Here is a 23866-nt window from a genome sequence, read left to right as displayed (position 1 = left end):
CTTCCACGCCATGTGGCGGTCGCTGCGGCCCCTCGGCCGCAGCGACGCCACGGGCGGCTACCGCCGCTTCGCCTGGACCGGGGCCGACGCCGACTGCCGGCTGTGGTTCCGCATGCAGGCCGAGGCCCGCCGCCTGGACTACGAGGTCGACCGCAACGGCAACCAGTGGGCCTGGCTCGGCGACCCGACGGCCGGCGACGCCGTCGTCACCGGCTCGCACCTGGACTCCGTGCCCGACGGCGGCGCCTTCGACGGCCCCCTCGGCGTCGTCTCCGCCTTCGCCGCACTCGACGAACTCCGCTCCCGCCAGGTCCGCTTCCGCCGCCCCTTCGCGATCGTCAACTTCGGTGACGAGGAGGGCGCCCGCTTCGGCCTCGCCTGCGTCGGCTCCCGGCTCGCGGCCGGGCAGCTGACGAAGGAGGCCGCGCACGAGCTGCGCGACGCCGACGGCGTCACGCTGCCCCGGGCCATGGAGGCCGCCGGGTACGACCCGGACGCCATCGGCCCCGACCCGGAGCGGCTCGCCCGCATCGGCGCCTTCGTCGAACTCCACGTCGAGCAGGGCCGGGCCCTGGACTTGTCGGGCGACCCCGTCGGCATCGCCTCCGCGATCTGGCCGCACGGCCGCTGGCGGTACGACTTCCGGGGCGAGGCCAACCACGCGGGCACCACCCGGCTCGCCGACCGGCGCGACCCGATGCTGTCGTACGCGCAGACCGTCCTCGCCGCCCGCCGGGAGGCGGAACTCGCCGGCGCGGTCGCGACCTTCGGCAAGGTCTCCGTCGAGCCGAACGGCGTGAACGCCATCCCCTCCGTCGTCCGCGGCTGGCTCGACTCCCGCGCCGCCGACCAGACGACCCTGGACCGGGTCGTCGCCGGGGTCGAGGCGGCCGCCCGGGAGGCGGCCGACCGCCAGGGCGTCGACCTCGCCGTGGTCCGCGAGTCCTTCACCCCCGTCGTCGAGTTCGCCCACGCACTCCGCGACGAGCTGGGCAAGCTCCTCGGCGGCCGCGTCCCCGTCCTCGGCACGGGCGCCGGACACGACGCGGGCATCCTGTCCGCCGCCGTCCCGACGGCGATGCTCTTCGTGCGCAACCCCACGGGCGTCTCCCACTCCCCGGCCGAGCACGCCACCGAGGACGACTGCGTCGCCGGCGTCCTCGCCCTCGCCGACGTACTGGAGGGACTCGCGTGCGCCTGACCTACTGGTGCGAACACGCCTGGCTCGGCACCCACGTGGAGCCGGGCGTCGCCCTCGACGTGGCGGACGGCCGCCTCGCCGCCGTGCGCACCGGCACCGCGACCCCGCCACCGGGCGCCGTGACCCTGCGCGGCCTGACCCTCCCGGGCCTGGCCAACGCCCACAGCCACGCCTTCCACCGGGCCCTGCGCGGCACCGTCCAGGTCGGTTCCGGCACCTTCTGGACCTGGCGCGAGACCATGTACCAGGTCGCCTCCCGGCTGACGCCCGACAGCTACCACGCCCTCGCCCGCGCCGTGTACGCGGAGATGGCGCTGGCCGGCATCACGGCCGTCGGGGAGTTCCACTACCTGCACCACGCCCCCGGCGGCGTCCCGTACGCCGACCCCAACGCCATGGGCGAGGCGCTCATCGCGGCGGCCGGCGAGGCGGGCATCCGCATCACGCTCCTCGACACGGCCTACCTGTCCTCCGGCTTCGGCGCCGCCCCCGACCGGCACCAGCTGCGGTTCTCCGACGGCACCGCCGAAGCGTGGGCCGAGCGCGCGGCCGGCCTCAAGGAGCGGGACGGGGTACGAATCGGCGCGGCCGTCCATTCCGTACGCGCCGTCCCCGCGGACCAGCTGTCCACCGTCGCCCGGTGGGCGGCCGACCGCGACGCCCCGCTGCACGTCCACCTCTCCGAGCAGACCGCGGAGAACGACGCCTGCCTCGCCGCCCACGGCCGCACCCCGACCCGGCTCCTCGCCGACCACGGCGTGCTCGGCCCGCGCACCACGGGCGTCCACAACACCCACCTCACCGACGAGGACGTCGCCCTGCTCGGTGGCTCCGGCACCGGGACGTGCATGTGCCCGACGACCGAGCGGGACCTCGCCGACGGCATCGGCCCGGCCGTCGCCCTCCAGCGGGCCGGCTCGCCCCTGTCGCTGGGCAGCGACAGCCACGCCGTCATCGACCTGCTGGAGGAGGCGCGGGCGATGGAGCTCGACGAACGCCTCCGCTCCCGCACCCGCGGCCACTGGACCGCCGCCGCGCTGCTGCGCGCCGCCACCGCCGACGGGCACGCCGCCCTCGGCCGGCCCGACGCGGGCCGGCTGGAGGCCGGGGCGCTCGCCGACTTCACGACGATCGCCCTCGACACCGTCAGGACAGCGGGACCCCAACCGCGTCTGGCAGCCGAGACGGCGGTATTCGCCGCGTCGGCAGCGGACGTGCGCCACACGGTCGTCGCCGGCCGCCACGTCGTACGGGACGGGGTCCACGCCCTCGTACCGGACGTCGCCCGGGCCCTGCGGGACTCGATCGCGGCGCTGCACGCCTGACCCGGCCGAAGGAGGAACCCCCCACCATGAACAGCGGCAACGAACCCACGAACAACGCCCCGGCGCGCACCGGCCCCCACACGGCGAACAGCGCCGTCGCGGCGGCGGCCACCGCCACCACCGTGATCACCGACATCGCCGCCCTGGTCACCAACGACCCCTCCCTCGGTGACGGATCCCCCCTCGGACTGATCCGGGACGCGGCGGTCGCCATCGAGGGCGACCGCGTCGTCTGGATCGGTGCGTCCAGCAAAGCACCCGCCACCGACAACCGCGTCGACGCGGCCGGCCGGGCCGTGATCCCCGGCTTCGTCGACTCCCACTCCCACCTCGTGTTCGCCGGCGACCGCACCGCCGAGTTCCACGCCCGCATGTCCGGGCGGCGGTACGAGGCGGGCGGTATCCGCACGACCGTGGCGGCCACCCGCGCCGCCCCGGACGCGGAGCTGGAGGCCACCCTCACCCGCCACCTGGACGAGGCGCTCCGCCAGGGCACGACCACCTTCGAGACGAAGTCCGGCTACGGCCTGACGGTCGAGGACGAGGAGCGGGCGCTGCGCCTCGCGGCCCGCCACACCGACGAGGTCACCTACCTCGGCGCGCACGTCGTCCCTCCGGACTTCGCCGACGACCCCGCCGGCTACGTCGACCTCGTCACCGGCCCGATGCTCGACGCGTGCGCCCCGCACGCCCGCTGGATCGACGTCTTCTGCGAGAAGGGCGCCTTCGACGGCGACCAGGCCCGCGCGATCCTGACCGCCGGCAAGGCCCGCGGCCTGCACCCGCGGATCCACGCCAACCAGCTGTCGTACGGGCCCGGCGTGCAGCTCGCCGTCGAGCTGGACGCGGCCAGCGCCGACCACTGCACCCACCTGACGCAGCAGGACGTCGACGCGCTCGCGAGCGGCGACACCGTCGCCACCCTGCTGCCCGGCGCCGAGTTCTCCACCCGCGCCGAGTGGCCGGACGCCCGCCGCCTGCTGGACGCGGGCGTGACCGTCGCCCTGTCCACGGACTGCAACCCCGGCTCCTCGTACACGTCGTCGATGCCGTTCTGCATCGCCCTGGCGGTACGGGACATGGGCATGACGCCCGACGAGGCCGTGTGGGCCGCCACGGCGGGCGGCGCGGCGGCCCTGCGCCGCACCGACGTCGGCCGCCTCACCGTCGGGGCCCGCGCGGACCTGGCGCTCCTGGACGCCCCGTCCCCCGTGCACCTGGCGTACCGGCCCGGCGTCCCGCTGGTGGCGGCGGTCTGGCGGGCGGGCAGGCGCGTGACGGGCCGTCCGGATCCGATGCCGTGGGACCGATGAGTTCCGCGGCCGGCGCGGGTCTCCCCTCCTGACGGCGACCGCCGCGGCGAGCAGCAGGAAGCAGCAGGAAGAAGGACGAGACGATGACGCAGCCGGTGAAGGGCCCCGCGAGCTACTTCCCCTCCATCGAGAAGAAGTACGGCCGTCCGGTGGCGGAGTGGCAGGAGCTCATCCGCACCTCTCCGCTCACCCGCCACATGGAGCTCGTCGCCTGGCTCAAGGCGGAGCACGGCCTGGGACACGGCCACGCCAACGCCCTGGTGGCCCACACCCTGGCCGAACGCGCCTAGGGCCTGTCCTTCGGATCAGGCCGGATCGGGGAGCGGCGTCTGGTGCGCGCGATCGCACGGCGGAGGAGGGAGTCACGGCGGAGCCATGGCGACCGACGACGACGCGGCGAGCGTGCGTGCCGGACGCCGCGAGCCCGGCAAGACCCGGAAGACAGGCCCCAGGGGGTGCCCTGCCGCTCAGGTCGGCGAGGCACCCCCCGGCGGCGGCAGCCCCTCAAGCCGGGGCGGCCCCGGCGTGAGCGGGCGCGGCCGGCGGCCGGGTCTCCGGCGGCAGGAGGGCCGTGCGGGCCAGGTGGAGCCGCACGGCGCACGGGACGTTTCCGTCCGGTCCCGTGATCCGCTCCGCCTCCGCGAGGAACGCCGTCCGCAGGGCTTCGACCTCAGGCGGCCGCAGCGGCCCCAGGTCGTAGTAGCCCGACACGGACGCCCACACGTCCGCCACGGGCCCGTCGAGCCGCAGCGGGACGCTCTCCCACACCAGCGGCCCGAAGCCGGCGGCCCGCAGCAGCGCGCCCAGCGCCCCGGCGTCGCGCGTCCTCGGGTCGCCGATCCGCGGGAGGCGCCGCTCGGGCGGGAGCGCGTCGACGACCGGCCGCAGCAGGCGCAGGAACGTCCCGTACGCGTCGTCGTCGGCGACGGCCCCGCCGCCGACCACGCACGCCAGCGTCCCGCCGGGCGCGAGGACCCGCGCCACCTCGGCGAGGACCTGCTCGACCTCGCCCATCAGCATCAGCGCCAGGTGCGACAGGCACGCGTCGAACGTCCCGGACGCGAAGGGCAGCCGCTGCGCGCGCCCCCGCACCAGCGCGGCGCCCGCGGGCACCCCGGCCCGGCGCCGCGCCAGGGCGAGCGCCTCGGGCGAGAGGTCCACGCCGGCGAGGGTCGGCACCCCCGCGCGGGCCAGCAGCTCCAGCAGTACGCCGTCCCCGCAGCCCAGGTCCAGGACGGAGCGCGCCCCGGTGGCCCGCTCGCAGAGCAGCTCGTAACTGGACCGGCCGTCGGGGGTGCGTCCGCGCCCCATCGTCTCCGCCGTGACGGCGGGCCACCGGGCGTGGAAGGCCCGCAGGAAGTCCTCGGGGTGAGTGGTCGTCATGCCCCCACCCAACCAGCGCCCGGTGCGCCGCGCCCGGCTATCGCGCGGGACGCGCGGAGCCCGCCCCACCCACCCGCCCGCCACCCGCCCGCCACCCGCCGCCACCCGCTCGTCGCCCGTCCGCCGGTCGTCCGTCCGCACGCCGGTCGTCCGCCCGCCCCGAGCCGCCCGCACGCCGCCCGGGGCCGCCCCCTGGGGAGCCCATCCGCCACGCCGCCCGCTGTCCCCGGCACGCCCGCTCCCTCGGGGAGCCCACCGGGCCCGCCACGGGGAGCCCGCCGCCGCCCACACGCCAGCCCCGGATCCCGCCCGCCCGCTGCCCGCCGCCGTCAGCACACCGTGCGCACGCGCCGTCCGCACGTCGGTCGTCCGTCCGCCCGCCGTCCGCCCCGGATCCCGCCCACCTGCCGTCCACTCGCGCGCTGCCCGCCGCCCGCCGTCCGCCCGCGCGCCGCTCAGTGCCGTCCCCCCGGGCGCCCGCCCGGCGCCCGCCACTGGGAGCAGAGCCGTCCAGCACCGCACGCCCACCCGCCCCGAAGCCGTCCGCCCGCCCGCTCGCGCGCTGCCTGCCGCCCGTTCGCCCGCTGCCCGCCGCCGTCCGCCCGCCGCCTGCCACTCGAAGCCCGCGCGCCGTCCCGCGCCGCCCCCCCCGCACCGGCCGGGTCGCCCGGCGCGCGGTGTCCGCGCGCCGGGCGACCCGGCCGGCCTCATGCCGGCAGGCCGCGAGGGCCCGCCCCTGGTGGGGGCGGGCCCTCGCGGCCTGCCGGTGCGGTGCGCTGCGGGGTCACTCCTCCAGGGTGAGGCCCTTGCGGAGCTTGCCGAGCGTGCGGGAGAGCAGCCGGGACACGTGCATCTGCGAGATGTTGAGCTCCTCGCCGATCTCCGACTGGGTGAGCCCGCCGACGAAGCGCAGGGACAGGATGCGGCGGTCCCGCGCCGGCAGGGAGGCGATGAGCGGCTTGAGGGACTCGATGTACTCGATGCCCTCCAGGCCGTGGTCCTCGTAGCCGATCCGGTCGGCCAGGGCGCCCTCGCCGTCGTCCTCGTCGGGCTGGGCGTCCAGCGAGCTGGCGGTGTAGGCGTTGCTCGCGGCCATGCCCTCGACGACCTCGTCGCTGCTGATGCCGAGCCGGTCGGCCAGCTCGGCCACGGTCGGCGAGCGGTCCAGCTCCTGGGCCAGCTCGTCACCGGCCCTGGCCAGGTCGAGGCGGAGTTCCTGGAGCCGCCGCGGGACGCGGACCGACCAGGACGTGTCGCGGAAGAAGCGCTTGATCTCACCGACGATGGTCGGCATCGCGAAGGTGGGGAACTCCACCTCGCGGCCGACCTCGAAGCGGTCGATCGCCTTGATCAGGCCGACCGTGCCGACCTGGACGATGTCCTCCATCGGCTCGCTGCGGGAGCGGAAGCGGGAGGCGGCGAACTTCACCAGGGCGAGGTTCAGCTCGACCAGGGTGTTGCGGACGTACGCGTACTCGTGGGTGCCCTCTTCGAGGGTCTCGAGCCGCGCGAAGAGCGTCTTGGAGAGCGCTCGCGCGTCCGGGGGCGCCACCTCGTCGAACGGGGGGATCTCGGGGAGGTCCGTGAGCCCGTCGGGGTGCGCCGCGCCCGGGGCGCAGGACGTGGGGGGGAAAAAGATCTCTTGCGGGGATGTTGCCGACGCCGCGTCGTGGGTACGCGTTCCGTCGAGCCGGGGTGACATGGTCTCCTCCATCGTTCTCGGCATAAGGCCGCCGATGCCCATACGTCAGCCTGCGGTGTGCGGCGCCTCCAAAGCCGGCCGTGTCGGTGTTCCCTACTAGCCCTACCGGGTCCGCACGCACCGGTGCAAGTGTCATTTGTTCCGTATATACCCTTTACGGCAACCTTCGACTACCCGACTGCGCAGATTCGTCGTAGGGTTCTACCGACCCGTAGGCATCGGCGAAGAGGGGCGGAATGGGCCGCGAGACGGTCGGCAGCGCGAATCAGGGCCGACTTCAGGTCGAGGTCCGGACGGAAGGTCCCAGCGAGGTCCTCACGCCGGCCGGTGAACTCGACCACCACACGGCGGACCTCCTGCGGGAGCCCCTGGAGGCGGCGATCGCCCGGGGACGCACCCGCCTGGTGGTCGACTGCTCGGAGCTGGAGTTCTGCGACTCGACGGGGCTGAACGTGCTCCTCGGGGCGCGGTTGAGAGCGGAGGAGGCGGGCGGCGCGGTACACCTCGCCGCGATGCGCCCCGCTGTCGCCAGAGTGTTCGAAATCACGGGCGCGGGTGCCGTCTTCCTCGTCCACGAGTCACTGGACGATGCCCTGGAGTGAGGGGTGCCGACGGCCCGCAGGGGCCGGTGAGCGTTCCGATCCGAGGGGTGTCGCCCGCGGACGGCCGGGCAGAAGAACGCAGAAGGCACCCCCGGTGGCCCGTCGAGGGGCCACACTTTTTGTGACGAAGCAAACGAAGCAGACGTCGACGTAATGGCGACCTGGTGAATCGGTGAGGTGACGCGCTGATGGGTGCCACCCAGCAGCAACCGCCGAGCGGTCTCGGCCCCGAGCCGGACGGCTCCGGCGCCCCGTCCACGCGTGAGGGGGCGCCTTCCCGCGCGTCCGACGAGCGGGGGCCGCACCGCGAGACGCGCCGGCTCGCGCTGGACGGCGCCAGCGGGGTCGTCCCGCTCGCCCGCGACTTCACCCGCCAGGCCCTGTACGACTGGGGCTGGCTCCCCGCCGCCACCGCCGACCGGCGCGCGGCGGCCGAGGACGTCCTGCTGGTCGTGTCGGAACTCGTCACCAACGCCTGCCTCCACGCGGACGGACCGGACGAGTTGAGGGTCTCCCTGCACGCCAAGGCGCTGCGGCTGGAGGTCACCGACCGGGGCAGTGGCCAGCCCGCGCCCCGCACCCCGCACCGGGCCGGCCGGCCCGGCGGACACGGCATGTTCATCGTGCAGCGGCTGTGCCTCGACTGGGGTGTCCAGCGGCTGCAGGAGGCGTCCGGCAAGACCGTCTGGGCGGAACTGGCCGCGCCCGCGTAGCCACTCCGCACACTCCCGGCGCACCCCGACACGCCTCGCGCGCCCCCCGCGCACCCGTGCGCGCCCCGCGTACACCGGTCCGGCACCGCACCCGGCAATCGCTTGCCGGGTGCCGCTGACCTGTGTCCGGAAACGGTGCGTATACGAAAGCTTACGAAAGAACGTGTTCTGTAGAACGTGCGTGTGGCGTAGTGTGCCCTCGCGTGAAGGAATTGTGTGAACCGCTCACGCCTTCGGAGCGGGGCGCGCGGTTCTCGGGGCCTGGGGGGGCGTACGAATCTTGGGAGACACGGGAACCTACGGGGTCCGCGCGGCACGGCTGACCGGCGTCCGCGCCGCCGTGCCCGGACACCGCCACACCGCCGCGGCCGGCCGCCGCGCCAAACCGCGCTGGTACCTGCCGGCCGTCCTCGGCGTGGACGCCGGGGTCACCGCCGCGTCCGCCGCGCTGGTGCTGTCCCGGACCGGGCAGCCGCACCCGGGGCTGTCGGCCCTCGTCGCCATGGCGACGTGGGTCGCGGTACGGGCGTTACGGCACCGCTACCGGCAGGACGAACTGGGCGAGTCGCGCGGCGCGCTGCCCGTCCTGCACGACTGGTTGATACTCGTCGCCGCGCTGGCGGTCCTCAGCGTCGCCACGGCGCAGACCCCCGAGCCGTACCCGGCGCTCGCCGCGCTGGCACCCGGCCTGGTCTGCACGCTGGTCTGCCGCCGCTGGATCCACCGCCACCTGACCTCCGCCCGGCGCGTCGCGCAGGCCGTCGACCGCGTCCTCGTGGTCGGCGAGCCCGGCGTGCTGGACGCCGCCGTCCAGCGGCTGGCCTCCCGCACCGACCATCCGTACGCCGTCGTCGGCACGGTCGTCATCGGCACCGGTACGGCCGGTGCCGCCGCGGCGCCCACGGGCACCGGCGACCGCCTCGACCCGGAACTCGACGGCCGCGGCGCCGGCCACCGCGTCGTCGACGCCGCCCGGCGCCACCACGCCGAACTGGTGCTCCTCGCGCCCGGCGCCCGTCTCACCGGCGACCGGCTGCGGGAACTGTGCTGGGCGCTGCACGACGCCGGGCTCGACGTCGCGCTCACGCCCGGCCTGGTCGAGACCTCGGTCAAGCGGCTCGCCGCCACCTCCGTCGCCGGTCTCACCGTACTGCGGGTCGAACCGCCGCTCGGCCGCGGCGCGCAGGCCGCCCTGAAGACCGCCGTCGACCGCTGCGGCGCCGCCCTCGGGCTGCTCCTGCTCGCCCCGGTGCTGCTCCTGCTGGTCGTGTCGATACGGCTCGACTCGCCCGGCCCCGCCCTCTACCGGCAGGTGCGCGTCGGCCGGGACCAGGAGGCGTTCACCATGTGGAAGTTCCGCAGCATGGTCACGGACGCCGACCGGCGCAAGGAGGACCTCGCCGCGCGCAACGAGTGCGACGGGCTGATGTTCAAGATGCGCCGCGACCCCCGGGTGACCCGGGTGGGCCGCTTCCTGCGCCGCACGTCCCTGGACGAGCTGCCCCAGCTCGTCAACGTCCTGAAGGGTGACATGTCCCTGGTCGGACCGCGCCCGCCGCTCCCCGACGAGGTCGCCGCCTACGACGCCACGGCGCTGCGCCGGCTGCGCGTGCGGCCCGGCATGACGGGGCTGTGGCAGGTCAGCGGACGCTCGGACCTCTCCTGGGACGAAACGATTCAGCTGGATCTGCAGTACGTGGACAACTGGTCGTTCAGCAGCGACCTCGATGTGATGAGTCGTACGCTCCGCGCCGTCGTCGACGGCCGCGGAGCGTACTGAGGCACGGATGACGCGATCAGCGGCGCCCGCGGGGGCCCTACGGCCTGTCCGCGGGTCCCTCGCCCTCCCGCCGGGCCAGCCACCACGCGTACGTCGCGGCGATGCCGTCGCGCAGCGGGACGCGGGGCCGCCAGCCGAGCCCGGTGAGCTTCGAGACGTCCAGCAGCTTGCGGGGGGTCCCGTCCGGCTTGCCCGTGTCCCAGGCGATCCGGCCGGTGAACCCCGTCACGTCGGCGACCGTTTCGGCCAGCTCGCGGATGGTGAGGTCCTCGCCGCAGCCGACGTTGACCGGCGCGTCCCCGTCGTATCCGGCGAGCAGTGTCAGACAGGCGTCCGCCAGGTCGTCGACGTGCAGGAACTCGCGGCGCGGGGTGCCCGAGCCCCACAGGGTCACCTCGTCGCGGCCGGCCTCGCGCGCCTCGTGGAACCGGCGCACCAGCGCGGGCAGGACGTGCGAGGTCTCCAGGTCGAAGTTGTCGCCGGGACCGTAGAGGTTGGTCGGCATCGCCGAGATGTACGCGGCGCCGTACTGCCGGCGGTACGACTGGACCTGGCAGATGCCGGCGATCTTCGCGAGCGCGTACGGCTCGTTGGTGGGTTCCAGCGGGCCCGTCAGCAGCGCGTCCTCCCGGATGGGCTGCGGCGCGTGCTTGGGGTAGATGCACGACGAGCCGAGGAACAGCAGCCGCGCCACGCCCGCCGCGTGCGCGCCCGCGATGACGCTGAGCTGGATCCGGAGGTTGTCCTCCAGGAACGGCACCGGCTGGGTGCTGTTCGCCAGGATCCCGCCGACCTTGGCGGCGGCCAGGACGACCGCGTCCGGCCGTACGTCCGCCAGGAACGCCGCGGTGCCCGCGGCGTCGCGCAGGTCGAGCGCCGCACGGTCACGGGTGATCACCTCGTGGCCCTCGGCGGTCAGCCTGCGGACCACCGCGGATCCGACGAGTCCGCGGTGGCCCGCCACGAATATCCGGGCCTGCCGCGGCAGGTACGGCGACGACGGGGTGGGGGGCGGCGGTACCGCCTGCGAGTCGGTCATGAGCCGGATCATGCCAGGAGCGGTGGCGACACCGCCGCCCACGGCCGTGTTTTCCGCACACCACGCAACAGAACGCTGCGGACGGGGCCGGCGCGCGGCTCCTCCGGGAGGAGATGCCACGCATGAGCAAGACCGCTTTGATCACGGGGGTCACCGGCCAGGACGGGTCGTACCTGTCCGAGCTGCTGCTGTCGAAGGGGTACACGGTGCACGGACTCGTGCGCCGGTCGTCCACCTTCAACACCGAGCGGATCGACCACATCTACCAGGGCCCGCAGGAGGCCGGCCGCTCCTTCGTGCTGCACCACGCCGACCTCTCCGACGGGGTGGCGCTGGTGAACCTGCTGCGCGAGATCCGCCCCGACGAGGTGTACAACCTCGGCGCCCAGTCCCACGTGCGCGTCTCCTTCGACGCCCCGCTCTACACCGGGGACGTCACCGGCCTCGGCGCGCTGCGGCTGCTGGAGGCGGTGCGCGCCTCCGGCATCGAGACGCGCGTGTACCAGGCGTCCTCCTCGGAGATGTTCGGCGCGACCCCGCCCCCGCAGAACGAGCGGACCCCCTTCCACCCGCGCAGCCCCTACGGCGTCGCGAAGGTCTTCGGGTACTGGGCGACCGTCAACTACCGCGAGGCGTACGGCATGTACGCGGTGAACGGCGTCCTGTTCAACCACGAGTCCCCGCGCCGCGGCGAGACCTTCGTGACCCGCAAGATCACTCGCGCGGTGGCCCGCATCAAGGCCGGCCTCCAGGGCGAGCTCTACCTCGGCAACCTCGACGCCGTCCGCGACTGGGGGTACGCCCCCGAGTACGTCGACGCGATGTGGCGCATGCTCCAGCAGGACGAGCCCACCGACTACGTCGTCGCGACCGGTGTCGCGGCCACCGTCCGCCAGTTCCTGGAGACCGCCTTCGGCCACGCGGGCCTCGACTGGCAGGAGTACGTCCGCTACGACGCCAAGTACGAGCGCCCCAGCGAGGTCGACGCGCTCATCGGCGACGCGAGCAAGGCCGAGGAGCTGCTCGGCTGGAAGCCCCAGGTCAGGGTCGACGACCTGGCCCGGATCATGGTCGACGCCGACGTGCGCCAGGTGCAGGACGAACTGGCCGGGACCACGGTGCGCGTCGACCGCTGAGCCCGCACCTCCGGGAATTCTTCCGGAGTTGGCCAGAAATGGCCGAAGAGCCGCTACTCTACGGCTCATTCACTCTTATGGGCGATCGGCAGGACGCCGGGAACCGCGCCGCCGACCGCCCACTGCGTCAAGACGCTCTGTCTTGGGGGGTACATGAAGAGATCCAGGGGGCTGCACGCTGCCCTCGCCCTGTCCTTGGCGGCCGGTCTGGGGGCGGCCGCCGCCCCGCAGGCCACCGCGCTCACCGAGCCGGTGGCCTTCACCGCCGACGACCTGCCCACCTGGCAGACCAACGGCATCGTCTGGGCGCTCGCCCAGGCGAACGGGGTGGTCTTCGCCGGCGGTACGTTCTCCGCCGTGCGGCCCCCCGAGGGGGCGGCCGGCGCCGAGCGGCAGGCGCTGAACTTCGTGGCGATGGACGCCGCGACGGGCGCGCCCACCGACTGCAAGTTGTCCTTCACCGTCGCCTCGGGCACCGCCACCGTGCGCGCCCTGGCCGTCTCGCCGGACCAGCGCACCCTGTACGCCGGTGGCTACTTCGGCGCCGTCAACGGCATGCCCGTCTCCAGCGCCGCCGCCATCGACATCGCCACGTGCACCCCGAAGGACGGCTTCAACGCCGTGTTCCCGGCGACGGTCCGCGCCCTCGCGGTCACCGGCGACACCGTGTACGCGGGCGGTGACTTCGACACGGTCAACGGCGCGACGCGGCAGCGGTTCGCGGCGGTCGACGCGACGACGGGCGCCCTGCGGCCGTTCCGCGCGGACGCCGACGAGCCGGGCCGGGCCATCGAGATCACCCCCGACGGGCGCCACGCCCTGCTCGGCGGTGACTTCTTCGAGGTCAACGGCGCCGAATCGCACGCCCTCGCGGTGGTCGACGCCACGACCGGCGCCAACGCCAGGACGTACCCGGGCTTCATCATGAACAGCTCGGTCGTCAAGGACATCGACACCGACGCGACCGGCTTCTACACCGCCAACGAGGGCACCGGCGGCTTCGACGGCCGCATCGCCCTGGAGCTGAACGGCTTCGACCAGCGCTGGCGCGACACCTGCCTGGGCGCGACGCAGGCGGTCGAGTCTCACAAGGGCGTGCTGTACAGCGCGTCCCACGCGCACGACTGCGGTCTCGTCGGCGAGTTCCCGGACGGGCGCCGGTACCACTTCCTGGCGCAGCCGACGACCTCCGTCGGCAAGCTCGGCTGGTTCCCGGACACCAACGACGGCCTCGGTGAGGGCATCGGCCCGCGTGTGATCACGATCGCCGCCAGGAACGGCGTCGAGTACCTGTGGTCCGGCGGCGAGTTCACCACCGTCAACGGCGCCCCGGCGCAGGGCCTGACCCGCTTCGCCTCCACGGGGGACACCGGGAAGCCCACCACTCCCGTCGCGAGCGCGGCGAGCGTGAAGCCCGGCGAGATCCAGGTCCGCTGGCGCACCAGCCTCGACCTGGACGACAGCCGGCTGACGTACCGGGTGTACCGCGACGGCGCGGCCACCCCGATCGCCACCCTCGACGCCGAGTCGCTGCCGTGGCACCGGCCCCAGGCGTCGTTCACCGACACCGGCCTCGCCCCCGGCTCCGCGCACACCTACCGGGTGACCGCGACGGACGGCGCGGGCAACGTCAGCGCGCTCTCCGCCTCCGTCACCGCCACGGCCGCCGTCTCCGCCCAGCCGTACGCGGCCGCGGTCATCGGCGACGGCGCCTCGCTGTACTGGCGCTACGACGACACGACCACGCCGTACACCGCCGACTCGTCCAAGGGCGACATGAGCGGCCTGCAGGCGAACGGGCCCGTCCTCGGCCAGGGCCCGGGCGCCACGGCCGACGGCAGCAAGGCGTACGCCTTCGACGGCACCGACTCCGTGGTCCACAGCGACCGCCGCACCACCGTGGGCGACGCGTACACGATCGAGACCTGGTTCAAGACCACCACCAACCGCGGTGGCAAGCTCATCGGGTTCGGCAACAACAGCACCCGCAACAGCGGTCGGTACGACAAGCACCTCTACATGAACAACTGGGGCCAGCTGTACTTCGGCGCCTACGACGGCACGGCCCGCACCCTGTCGACCCTCTCCTCCTACAACGACGGCAAGTGGCACCACGTCGTCGGCACCCAGGGGCCGGGCGGCATGAACCTGTACGTCGACGGCAAGCGCGTCGGCAGCAACACCCGCTCGGGCCACGAGCGGTACGCCGGGTACTGGCGCATCGGCGGCGACGCCGTCGGCAGCTGGCCCTCCCGACCGACCAGCAACTACTTCGCCGGCCAGCTCGACGAGACCGCCGTCTACCCGACGGCCCTCACCGGCGACCAGGTCGCCGCGCACTACCTGCGCGCCGCGCAGCAGGGCGACACGGTCACCACCCTGCAGCCCGTCGCGGACACCTACGTCAACGAGGGCTCCACCAGCACCAACTACGGTGCCGCCACCTCCCTCGCCGTGCGCGGCAGCGCCGCCTACGAGACGTACCTCCGCTTCGCGCTGCCGGCCCTGCCGGCCGGCAAGCAGCTGACCGGCGCCTCGCTGGAGGTGCGGACCGACTCCTCGGCGAGCGCCGGGTCGGCCGACGCGGTGCGGGTCAGCCCCGTCACCGGCGCCTGGTCCGAGAACGACGTCACCTTCGCGACGAAGCCGGCGCTCGCCGCCCAGACGCTGGGCACGCTCACCCCGCCCACCGGGCCGTCCACCGGCGCCTCGGTACAGCTCGACAAGGCCGCCGTCGCGGCGGCCCTGGGCGGCGAGTACAGCATGGCGCTGACCGGGGTGGGCACGGACGCGCTGTGGCTGTGGTCCCGTGAGGCACCCGCCTCCGGGGGCACGCCCAAGCTGGTCCTCACCTTCTCGCCGAAGTAGGACGTGGCGGGGGCGGCGCCGCGCGCGCCGCCCCCGCCACGCGATCCACGGAGCAGGAGCACACTCACACATGCGTACCCACCTCCGCCGCCCGGCCGCGGCCACGCTGCTGCTGGCGGCGGTGCTCACCGCGACGGGCTGCTCCTCCGGCGGCGGGTCCGACGCGGCCGGCCGCGCGGGCGCCTCCCCGTCGGCCTCGGCCCCGGCCCTGTCCGACGCCGAGCGCGTCGCCCGCGAGCAGGAGGGCGCCACCGCCCCACCGGAGCGGCGCCCCGACGCCTCCGCGCCGGCGGGCCCCCGCGCCTCCGCACCGGCCGCCCCGGTCCGGCCCGACGCCTCGCTGACCCCGGCCACGGGCTCCTTCACGCCGAAGGAGAAGGAGTACCTGAGCGGCCGCGTGCCGCGCTCCGTCGACCCGGCCGCCGTGCTGGACGTCGGCAAGGAGTCCTGCCAGCGCATCGAGCGGACCGCCAGGCACGACAAGGACGCGGCCGTAGCGGCCGTCGTCGCCGGGGACGTCCGCGACGCCGGCGACGCCGTCACCCACCTCTGCCCCGAGCAGCGGCCCGTGCTCGACGCCGCCGCGGGCGGCTACCCGGACGGCACCCACGCCTCCCCGGCCGCCGGCCGCTACCGCACCACCGCCACCCGGCCGGGCTGCACCTGGCGGGTCACCGACGCCGGGGGCCGCGACCTGGCCGCCGGACCGGCACCCGGCGCGTCCGGGGAGCGGCACACCCTGACGATCCCGGCCGGCGCCGCGTGGTTCACCTCGTCCGGCTGCTACGCCTGGCTGCGCGGCTGACCGACCGCGCGGACGTACACGTCCAGCAGGTCCGCCACCACGGCGTCCAGGGAGAAGGCCGAGCCGGCGAGCGCGTGCGCCGCCGCCGAGGCCTTCTCCGCCGCCTGCGGCTCCAGCAGCTCCAGCACGGCGCCCGCGAGGCCCGAGGCGTCCTCGACGACCCGGCCCGCGCCCGCCTCACCGACCGCCGGGGCCAGTCCGTTCGACACGGTCACCACGGCCGGGGTGCCCACGGAGAGCGACTCCAGCACCGACATCGGGAACGGCTCGTCCACCGACGGCAGCACGTACACGTGCGCCCGGCGCAGCTCCTCCAGCACCTGCGCCGCGCCCAGCGGTCCGACGAGGTCCACCCGGTCCCGCAGCCCCAGGTCGTCGACGAGCCGCTCCACCGCGGCCCGTTCGCCCTCGTCCGGGCCCGCGACGACGAACCGCGCGTCGGGGTGGCGGCGCAGGACCTCCGGCGCGGCCGCCACGAAGTCGCACGGCCGCTTGCGGTCCTGGAGCCGGGCCGCGTACAGGATCCTCGGCGGTCCCCCGGGCGCGGGGCGGGGGCTCTGCGCGGGGACGCCGTTGACCAGGCGCACCGCCGTGCGCAGCGGCGCGCCGAGGACGGCGTCCAGGCCGCGCCGCTCGTGCGCGGTCAGGTGGAGCACCGCGGCGGCGCCGCGCAGCACCCGCCGGACGGCCAGGGCGTCGAGGACCTTCGCGAGCAGCCGGTCGCTGGGGTCGACCATGCCGTGGGTCTGGAGCACCAGGGGCACGCGGGCGCGCAGCGCGGCGAGGGCGACGGGCAGCGTCACCAGGTCGCGGGCCAGGTGGACGTGGACGACGTCCGCGCCGCGCACCAGGCGCCCCGCCTCCGCGAGCAGCGCGGGCGAGGTGATGCCGCTGAAACCGAGCGGCAGCAGCCGCCGGGCCGGGTGGAGCCGGGCCGGTACGCCCTCCACGTCGGTGGGCGGCGTGGGTCCGAAGCCGTCGGCGAGGGCCAGCAGCCGCGGGTCGTGGCCCCGGGCGCGCAGACCGTGGGAGAGGTTCAGGGCGACGCGCACCGGACCGCCGAACGCCCCGGTGGGGGAGTGCAGGGTGACGGCGTGCAGGACCCGCAGGGGTGCGGTGCTCACTTCGGCTCCTCGACGGGCCGGCGCGTGCCGTCCGCGGTGTGCAGGGTCAGTTCGGGCAGGTCCTGGTGGAGGACCGCGCCGGCGCCGACGACCGCGTGGCGGCCGACCCGGGTGCCGGCGAGGACGGTGGCGCGGGTGGCGATCCAGGCGCCGTCCTCCACCGTGATGGGCGCGTTGCGGTAGCGGAAGTCGGCCGCGCGGTGGTCGTGGCTGCCCGTGCAGAGCAGGGCCTCCTGGGAGACGCACACGTGCGCGCCGAGGGTGACCGGCTCCAGGTTGAGCAGCCAGGCCCCCTCGCCGATCCAGGTGTGGTCGCCGACGGTCAGCTTCCACGGCCACAGGACGCGCACGCGGTGGCGGATCAGCACGTCCTCGCCGATCGTCGCGCCGAACGCGCGCAGCAGCGCCACCCGCAGCCGGGCCGGACACCACCAGGTCGTGAACACCAGATTGAGCACGGCGAACCACAGGGCCTGCGTCAGCCTGCCCCGGCCCTTGTCGTACCCGGCCAGCGTGAATGCGGACAGGTCGCGCATGGCGCCGGACTCCCCCCTGTGCGCGCTGTGCGGGAAACCGCGACGCGCGGCAGGACCGCACGTACGGTAAACGAACGTCAGATTATCGGTTCGTACGCCTGCGTCCAGGGTGAGGTTCCGGACCGCTCGTTAGACTGCGCGCGGAACAGGGGCGCCGGGGCGACGGGGGTACGGGCATGACGGTCTCGACCACGCCCCGCGCGGCGCCCCCGTCGCGCCCCCGCACGGTGCCGCTGCCCCCGCCGTTCGCGCCGCGCACGCTGCTCTCCCGGGCGCTCGCCGTGCCGCTCGTGCTCGGCCTGGCCCTCTTCCTGCCGCTCGTCGTCGTCTCGCAGCCCGGCGACGGCCCGCGGGACGCCGCCTTCTGGCTCCAGGTGGTCCTCACGGTCTACTGCGGCGTGCGGCTCTCCGCGATGGTCCTCACCACCCGCCGCAAGCTGCTCCAGGCGACGTTCTGGATGTTCTGCTACATGGCGATGGGCGTGGCCCCGCTCGCCCAGGCGGTCCTCGGCCGCGTGCCGACGCCGGTCGTCGGCCCCCGCGAGGACCTCGTCCAGGCGGTCGCCCTGGTCCTGCTCGGCTGCTTCGCCTTCGACGTGGGCGCCCTCCTCGCCCGGTACCGCACGCCCTGGCACCGCCGCGGCCGGGGCGCGGGCGAGCCGGCCAGGGGTGGCTCGCCCGACGACCGACCGGTGCTGATCCACCGCCGGCGGCTGCACCTGCTGGTGCTGGCGGCCTTCGCCTGCGGCGGCCTGCTCATCGTCAAGCTCGGTGGCCCCGCCGTCTTCTTCAGCAGCCGCCAGGAGATCATCGCCGGCATCGAGGAGGCGGGCGTCTCCGGCGACGGCGGCCAGGCCGGCCAGGCGTTCCTGCGCGGCTTCGGCACCGTGCCGCCGCTGATCGCCCTGCTCGTCCACACCCGCTGGCTCATCACCTCCCGCCGGGCTCGCCGCACCTGGTCGGTGGTGGCGGTCTTCGGCGCCCTGGTGGTGCTGAACGCGGTGGTGAACAACCCGATCTCCAACCCGCGCTACTGGTTCCTCACGGTCCTGTTCGCGCTGCTGTTCACCGCCTTCCCGACGAGCGCCGCCATGTACCGGGCGTCGCTCTCCCTCGGCGTCGTCGTCGCGCTGCTCGTCTTTCCCTTCGCCGACCGGTTCCGGTACGACGAGAACAACACCCCGCAGATCGAGACGACCTCGTTCCTGGAGCCGCTGGCGCTCAAGGACTACGACCAGGTCGGCATGTTCGCCAACACCATCACCTACGTCGAGTCCGGGCAGGGCCACACCTACGGCTACCAGGCGGCCGGCTCCCTGCTGTTCGCCGTGCCGCGCTCGATGTGGGCGCAGAAGCCGTCCGACACCGGGGTGACCGTCGGCGAGTGGATGGGCGCCGTCAACACCAACCTGTCGTCACCGGTCTGGGCCGAACTGTGGATCGACTTCGGACCCGTCGGCATGACGGCCGGCATGGCGGCCCTCGGCTACGCCGCCGCCCGCGTCGACCGGCGGGTGGCGCGCCGCGCCGTGCGGGGATCGCCCCCCGGCAGCCTGCTGCTGATCACGGCGCCGCTGGTGGCGGGGTACTCCTTCATCCTCGTCCGGGGCCCGCTGCTGCAGGCGACCGGCAAGGTGGCGATCGCCGCGCTCTGCCTCGCCCTGATCGCCACCTACCGGCGTGACCGGGGCGCCCGCCTCGGCTGACCCCCGGACGGCCCGGCCGGCACGTCCGGGCCCTCCGACTGCTCCGGCCGACCCGGCGCCTCCGGCCGACCCCCTGCGTCCGGCTGCTCCGGCGCCCCCGGCCTGCCCGGTTCCCCCGGCCGACCCGGTCCGTCCCCTTGCGCCGGTCCGTCCCCTCGCTGTCCGTCCCCTTGCGCCGGTCCGTCCGGCTGCCCCGGTGCGTGCGCCTCCTCCGGCGCGTGCGCCTCCTCCGGCGCGTGCGCCTCCGCCGGTCCGGCGGCCGCGAGGCGGCGCAGCCGCGCCACCCGGACCCACGCGGCCAGCGCCTTCGCCGCCGAACCGCCCGCCAGGCCCCACGCCGCGCCGACCGCCCCGCCCAGGACGAACCCGGCGCACAGCAGCGCCACCGACAGCAGCGAGAAGACCACCTGCACCGGCAGGGTGTCGCGGGGGCTGAGCACCCGCAGGGTGAGCAGGGCGCTCACCCCGAGCCCCATCAGCGTGTACTGCGCCGCCGAGGCCGGCAGCAGCGCGGCGACCGCCGGCCACGTGTCGCCCAGCACCGCCCGGCCCGCACCGTCGGGAAGCAGCCACCACACGCCGCCCCACGCCGCGCCCGTGGCGGCCAGCGCCCCGCCCAGCAGCAGCGTCGCCCGGACCACGGCGCGGTGGCCGCCGAGCCGGTTCAGCAGGGGCGGCCCGAAGCCGTTGGCCGCGCCGAAGAAGACGTTCAGCGGCCCGAAGAGCGCCGAGGCGCCGCGCAGCGCGCCCACCGCCAGCGGGCTGCCGAACAGGCCCAGGCAGAGGACCGCCAGCTGGCTGGAGCCGTTGCCGACGGCGAACTCGACGGCGAACCGCCGCCCCAGGTGGCCCCGGCGGACGTAGCGCCGCCAGTCCGCGCGGGCCCCCGCCAGCGGCCGTCGCAGCAGCAGCGCCGCCACCACCAGCCCCGGCAGGGCGGCGAGCCCCCACGCCAGTACCAGCCGGGACGCCGACGCCCCAGTGGGCTGGAGCGCCAGCACCGCCACCGTCGACGCGAGCCGCAGCCCGTCCGCCGCCAGCGCGTGGTGCGGCCGCCTCAGCAACGAGAAGCAGTAGCGGGCCGCGTCCTGGAGCAGGACGACCGGCAGGACCACGCCGAGCGCCACCAGCGCCCGCGCGCCGGGTGGCAGCGCCGCCCCCGTGGCGGCGAGGACCGCGCCGGTGGCGAGCGCCGCCGCGGCCGTGAAGCCCAGCGCCGAGCGGCAGGCCGCCGCCACCGCGCCGGCCCCGCCACGCACCAACACCAGCTCCTGCCCGACGTACGCCATGAACAGCCCCAGCGCCACCGTGAACACCAGGTACACCATGGAGAACTCGGCGAACCCGGAGGCCGTCGACAGCCGCGCGGCCAGCACCAGCACGAGGATGTTGGTCAGCCCCGCCGCGCCCTGGTCGAGGACGGAGGCGAGGGCCGCCGTACGTCCCCGCAGCTCCCCGCCCGCCGCGCTCACCGGCGGTCGGGGGGTGAGACCGCCCGCAGCGCCATCGTGGTGGCCGGGTCGTCGTGCGCCGCCCCGTCGGCCGCGCCCGTACGCGCGCCGCCGCCCGCGCGCCGGCCGCCCGCGCCCCGGTCGTCGGTCCGGCCGGCCGCGTCCCGGTCCGAGCGGCCGGCGTCCGCGCCGGCCGCGCCGGCCGCGGCCCCGGCCGTGCCGCGCGACTGTCCGCGGGCCCCCTTGCCCCGCCGGGTGCCCCCGCTCTGCTGGCCGCGGTGCATGACGGTGCCGAGCACCGTGCCGCCCGCGCCGGTGATGAGGTCGCGCAGCCGGGCCAGCTGCGAGCGGTGCACGCCCCGCGGGTCGCACACCACCAGCACGCCGTCGACCCGGTCCACCAGGGCGAGCGCGTCGGCGTACGCGAAGACCGGCGGCGTCAGCACGATCACGGTCACCCCCGGGTCGTCGGCCTCCTCCACCAGCCGCGACATCTCCGGCGACGTCAGCGCCCGCGCCACGTTGCGCACCCGCGCCCCGGGCACCAGCTCGAAGCTGCCGGACTCCCCGGCGTCCACGGTCAGGCGCCGCCCGCCGGGCCAGGCGTCCGTCTCGCCGTCCTGCGTCCACGCCGGGCGGCTCACCTCCCGCGCCCGCAGCTGGTTCTCCAGCGACGGCCGGCGCAGCTCGGCCTCGACGATCAGCACGCGCTTGCCGGTCTCGGCGAACGACGCGGCGAGGTTGACGGCCACCGCCGCCGCCGTGCGGCTGGAACCGCGCGGCGCGGCCACCAGCAGCCGCCGCCGGTCGGCGAACCGCCGGTCGTAGGCGAGCCGGTAGGCGATGGACCGGTACTCCTCGGCGAGCGGCGACTCCTCGCGGTCCTCCGTCAGCAGCGGGTCGGTGTCGCGGGTGCGGGGCAGCGAGCCGAGCACCGGGGCGCGCAGCGCCCGCGCCACGTCGCCCTCCGAGCGGGCCGCCGGGTCGAACACCAGCCGCACCCAGGCGATGAGCAGGCCGAGCGCGATGCCCACGGCGCCGCCGAGCCCGAGGGACAGCGCCCACCCGGGGCCGTCGGACGAGGTGGGCGGCGTCGCCGTCCTGATCACCTTGCCGGGCGTCACGTCGAGCGCCTTCAGCTTGCTGATGCGGTTGCTGAGCTCGGTGATGCGGTTGAGGAGGTTCGCCTTGACGGTGTAGTCCGCCTCGGCGTCCGACTCCGAACGCCCCTCCAGCTGCTCCGCGAGCTCGTCGTGCTGCTTGGCGACCGGGTCGAGCTGCGCCTGCAGCCCCTTGATCATGGTGTCGCGGGTCTGCTCGGTCTGCTCCCGCCGGTCGGCGAGGTACGCCGCGACGAGCGCGTTGGCGCGGCGCGCCGACTCGGCCGGGTCGTCGTCCGTGTAGGAGAAGCGCAGCACCTGCGACTTGGGCGGGTTGGTCACCTGCAGGCCCGAGACGAACCCGGCCGGGTCGCCCTCGTAGCCCAGCTCGTCGGCGGCCCGCCCGGCGGTGCGCCGGCTCGTGGCCGCCTGCCGCTCGGTGTTCATGTCGAGGGTCTTCTCGACGGCGATCGTCGGGTTGAAGGGGTCCTCCGTGGGCACCCGCAGCACCACGTCGCTCGTCGCCACGTACGTGTCCGAGGTGCTGTACCCGAGCCAGGCGCCGCCGAGCAGGCCCAGCAGCACGCCGCCGGCCATCAGCCGCGGGTAGCGCAGGAGCTGGCGGAACTGGTCGCGCAACAGGTCCGGTTCGTCGTCCACCGGCCCCGCGCCCGCGGCCGCGGGGCCGCCGTGGGGGTGTGTCACCTGCTCGCTCCTTCCGCCGCCGCGCCCGTCGCCGCCAGCGCCTCGTCGAGCAGCGCGTCGTAGCGCGCCAGCCCCGCCGCCCGGCCCAGGTGGGCCGCCACGTGCCGCGGTCCGGCCGCGCCCCGCTCCGCCGCCGCCACCGGGTCGGCGGCCAGCTCCCGTACGGCGGCCAGCAGGGCCGCCGGGTCCTCGGGCGGCACGAGGACGCCCGCCCCGGAGCGCCGCACCTCCTCGGCGGTGCCACCGCCGTCGGCGACCGAGGCGACCACCGGCCGGCCGGTGGCGAAGTACGAGGTCAGCTTGGACGGCACGCTCATGTCGAGCACCGAGGCCCGCTGCGTCACGGCCAGCACGTCCGCGGCGGCCAGCACCTCGGGGAAGTCGGCGTCGTCGACGGCGGGCAGGAACCGCAGGTTGGGCACGCCCTCGGCGAGCCGCTCCAGCGCCGCGCGCTGGTTGCCGTCGCCCATCAGCACCACGCGCACCGCGGGGTCGAGGCGGGCCGTGGCGACGAGCACCTCCAGGCCCTGCTTGAGGCCCATGTTGCCGGAGTGCAGGACGACGGTCTCGGCCGGGCCCCAGCCGAGCCGCCGGCGGGTCTCCTCGCGCGGTCGCGTGGGGGCCGCCACGTGTGACCAGTTCGGGACGGCGCGCACGCGCTCCGCCGGCACCCCCAGCGCGGTGACCCGCGCCGTGAACGTCTCGTGGATGACGCCGACGAGCGTGGCCCGGCGCAGCACGTACGCCTCGACGCGCGCCGCGGCCGCCGCCGCCCGGTCTCCCCCCTCGATGCCGCTCTGCGCGGCCGCCGCCCCCATCAGGTCCTGCACGACGGGTATGTACGGCACCCGCCAGCGGGCCGCGAGCCGGGCCCCCACCACGCCCCCCGCGAGACTGGGCAGTTGGGCGACGACCGCGTCGGGGCGCGGCATCCGGGGCGGCGCGGCGAGCTGGTGGGCGAGGAGCGACGCCTCGAACAGCGCCCGTCTCGCCGCCGTCTGACGGGCCGGCACGGTGTGCCGGCGGCGGTGCACGGTCACGCCCGCCCGTCGCTCGGTGCGCCGCCACGCCCCCCGGTAGGCCGGGTCGACCGACCAGGACGGGTAGTGCGGCATGCCGGCCAGGACGTGCGTCTCGTGGCCCCGGGCCGCCCAGTGCTCGGCTATCTGCGTCGCGTAGGGGCCAATGCCGGTGTGCTCCGGCGCGTAGTTGGTGGACACCAGCAGCAGACGCCGACGTCGCCGGCCGGTGTCTTCCTGGTCGCTCTGGTCCGCGTCCCGCATCCGGATGGCCCCCTCGTGACGAACGATCGCTCGTGCACCCTAATCGTTCACCTGTCCTGCGCGAAGTGTGCACGGTACTGTCAGCCGGGACGCA

General features: G+C 75.4%; 18 protein-coding genes and 1 pseudogene. 11 read left to right on the top strand and 8 right to left on the bottom strand.

All coding sequences use genetic code 11. From position 1 onward, the window contains the following. Positions 1-10 precede the first annotated feature (10 nt). The 4 genes from NRO40_RS11715 to NRO40_RS11700 all read left to right on the top strand — a co-directional run bounded on the left by NRO40_RS11715 (position 11) and on the right by NRO40_RS11700 (position 4129). A complete protein-coding gene (locus NRO40_RS11715) occupies positions 11-1201 on the top strand; it encodes an allantoate amidohydrolase (protein ID WP_079047548.1) in 1191 nt (396 codons plus the stop codon). Then, positions 1192-2526, top strand: a complete 1335-nt coding sequence (locus tag NRO40_RS11710; RefSeq protein WP_058945387.1) for a formimidoylglutamate deiminase — start codon at positions 1192-1194, stop codon at positions 2524-2526. Before NRO40_RS11715 ends, NRO40_RS11710 begins: the two co-directional genes overlap by 10 nt. A 26-nt stretch (positions 2527-2552) precedes the next feature. Then, positions 2553-3839 carry an imidazolonepropionase gene (hutI, locus tag NRO40_RS11705; RefSeq protein WP_058945388.1) on the top strand — a complete coding sequence of 429 codons (1287 nt, stop codon included), beginning with the start codon at positions 2553-2555 and terminating at the stop codon, positions 3837-3839. Between the two features lie 83 nt (positions 3840-3922). Further along, positions 3923-4129, top strand: a complete 207-nt coding sequence (locus tag NRO40_RS11700; protein ID WP_058945389.1) for a DUF4287 domain-containing protein — start codon at positions 3923-3925, stop codon at positions 4127-4129. A gap of 214 nt (positions 4130-4343) precedes the next feature. Here the strand turns inward: NRO40_RS11700 and NRO40_RS11695 are convergent, their stop codons facing one another. Then, positions 4344-5222 (bottom strand): class I SAM-dependent methyltransferase, encoded by an 879-nt coding sequence (locus NRO40_RS11695; RefSeq protein WP_058945390.1) that lies wholly within the window; start codon positions 5220-5222, stop codon positions 4344-4346. 784 nt (positions 5223-6006) lie between these two features. After that, the gene (locus NRO40_RS11690; protein WP_058945167.1) at positions 6007-6936 is read right to left on the bottom strand and encodes an RNA polymerase sigma factor SigF; all 930 of its coding nucleotides are present in this window, start codon (positions 6934-6936) and stop codon (positions 6007-6009) included. 224 nt (positions 6937-7160) lie between these two features. Here NRO40_RS11690 and NRO40_RS11685 point away from each other — a divergent pair, with 224 nt between their 5' ends. The 3 genes from NRO40_RS11685 to NRO40_RS11675 all read left to right on the top strand — a co-directional run bounded on the left by NRO40_RS11685 (position 7161) and on the right by NRO40_RS11675 (position 10019). Then, positions 7161-7526, top strand: coding sequence for an STAS domain-containing protein (locus NRO40_RS11685; RefSeq protein WP_058945166.1), 366 nt, complete (start codon positions 7161-7163; stop codon positions 7524-7526). 188 nt (positions 7527-7714) lie between these two features. Beyond that, positions 7715-8239 carry an ATP-binding protein gene (locus NRO40_RS11680; RefSeq protein ID WP_058945165.1) on the top strand — a complete coding sequence of 175 codons (525 nt, stop codon included), beginning with the start codon at positions 7715-7717 and terminating at the stop codon, positions 8237-8239. 280 nt (positions 8240-8519) lie between these two features. Next, a complete protein-coding gene (locus NRO40_RS11675; protein ID WP_232791274.1) occupies positions 8520-10019 on the top strand; it encodes a sugar transferase in 1500 nt (499 codons plus the stop codon). 37 nt (positions 10020-10056) lie between these two features. Here the strand turns inward: NRO40_RS11675 and NRO40_RS11670 are convergent, their stop codons facing one another. Then, positions 10057-11058: a GDP-L-fucose synthase family protein gene (locus NRO40_RS11670; RefSeq protein ID WP_058945170.1), complete on the bottom strand. Its 1002-nt coding sequence runs from the start codon at positions 11056-11058 to the stop codon at positions 10057-10059. A 122-nt stretch (positions 11059-11180) separates the two neighbouring features. Here NRO40_RS11670 and gmd point away from each other — a divergent pair, with 122 nt between their 5' ends. From gmd to NRO40_RS11655, 3 genes are all read left to right on the top strand, one after another. Then, positions 11181-12194, top strand: coding sequence for a GDP-mannose 4,6-dehydratase (gmd, locus tag NRO40_RS11665; protein WP_058945164.1), 1014 nt, complete (start codon positions 11181-11183; stop codon positions 12192-12194). 153 nt (positions 12195-12347) lie between these two features. Then, positions 12348-15062: a CBM96 family carbohydrate-binding protein gene (locus NRO40_RS11660; RefSeq protein ID WP_058945163.1), complete on the top strand. Its 2715-nt coding sequence runs from the start codon at positions 12348-12350 to the stop codon at positions 15060-15062. Positions 15063-15132: 70 nt separating this feature from the next. Beyond that, a complete protein-coding gene (locus NRO40_RS11655) occupies positions 15133-15867 on the top strand; it encodes a hypothetical protein (protein ID WP_058945162.1) in 735 nt (244 codons plus the stop codon). On the opposite strand, the gene NRO40_RS11650 is transcribed toward NRO40_RS11655, so the two are convergent. Both NRO40_RS11650 and NRO40_RS11645 read right to left on the bottom strand, forming a co-directional pair. Continuing rightward, the gene (locus NRO40_RS11650) at positions 15846-16976 is read right to left on the bottom strand and encodes a glycosyltransferase (RefSeq protein ID WP_058945169.1); all 1131 of its coding nucleotides are present in this window, start codon (positions 16974-16976) and stop codon (positions 15846-15848) included. The two genes, NRO40_RS11655 and NRO40_RS11650, sit on opposite strands and share 22 nt — an antisense overlap. Positions 16977-16987: 11 nt before the next feature. Continuing rightward, complete coding sequence (locus NRO40_RS11645; RefSeq protein ID WP_058945161.1) at positions 16988-17527, bottom strand: WcaF family extracellular polysaccharide biosynthesis acetyltransferase; 540 nt, start codon at positions 17525-17527, stop codon at positions 16988-16990. Between the two features lie 176 nt (positions 17528-17703). Between NRO40_RS11645 and NRO40_RS11640 the strand changes: the two genes are divergently transcribed. After that, the gene (locus tag NRO40_RS11640) at positions 17704-19233 is read left to right on the top strand and encodes a hypothetical protein (RefSeq protein WP_232791273.1); all 1530 of its coding nucleotides are present in this window, start codon (positions 17704-17706) and stop codon (positions 19231-19233) included. Between the two features lie 206 nt (positions 19234-19439). On the opposite strand, the pseudogene NRO40_RS11635 reads toward NRO40_RS11640, so the two are convergent. The 3 genes and pseudogenes from NRO40_RS11635 to NRO40_RS11625 form a co-directional block, all read right to left on the bottom strand. Continuing rightward, positions 19440-20684, bottom strand: a pseudogene (locus NRO40_RS11635) (hypothetical protein); the annotation flags it as partial. Between the two features lie 17 nt (positions 20685-20701). After that, entirely contained in the window at positions 20702-22489 is a 1788-nt protein-coding gene (locus NRO40_RS11630; RefSeq protein WP_257375399.1) for a lipopolysaccharide biosynthesis protein, read from the bottom strand. After that, complete coding sequence (locus tag NRO40_RS11625) at positions 22486-23772, bottom strand: glycosyltransferase (RefSeq protein WP_058944824.1); 1287 nt, start codon at positions 23770-23772, stop codon at positions 22486-22488. The genes NRO40_RS11630 and NRO40_RS11625 overlap by 4 nt, the downstream gene beginning before the upstream one ends. Positions 23773-23866: the final 94 nt, after the last annotated feature.

This window comes from Streptomyces changanensis (genome assembly GCF_024600715.1).
In the GTDB taxonomy this organism is placed as follows: domain Bacteria; phylum Actinomycetota; class Actinomycetes; order Streptomycetales; family Streptomycetaceae; genus Streptomyces; species Streptomyces changanensis.
This window is presented reverse-complemented; position numbering and strand designations above follow the sequence as displayed.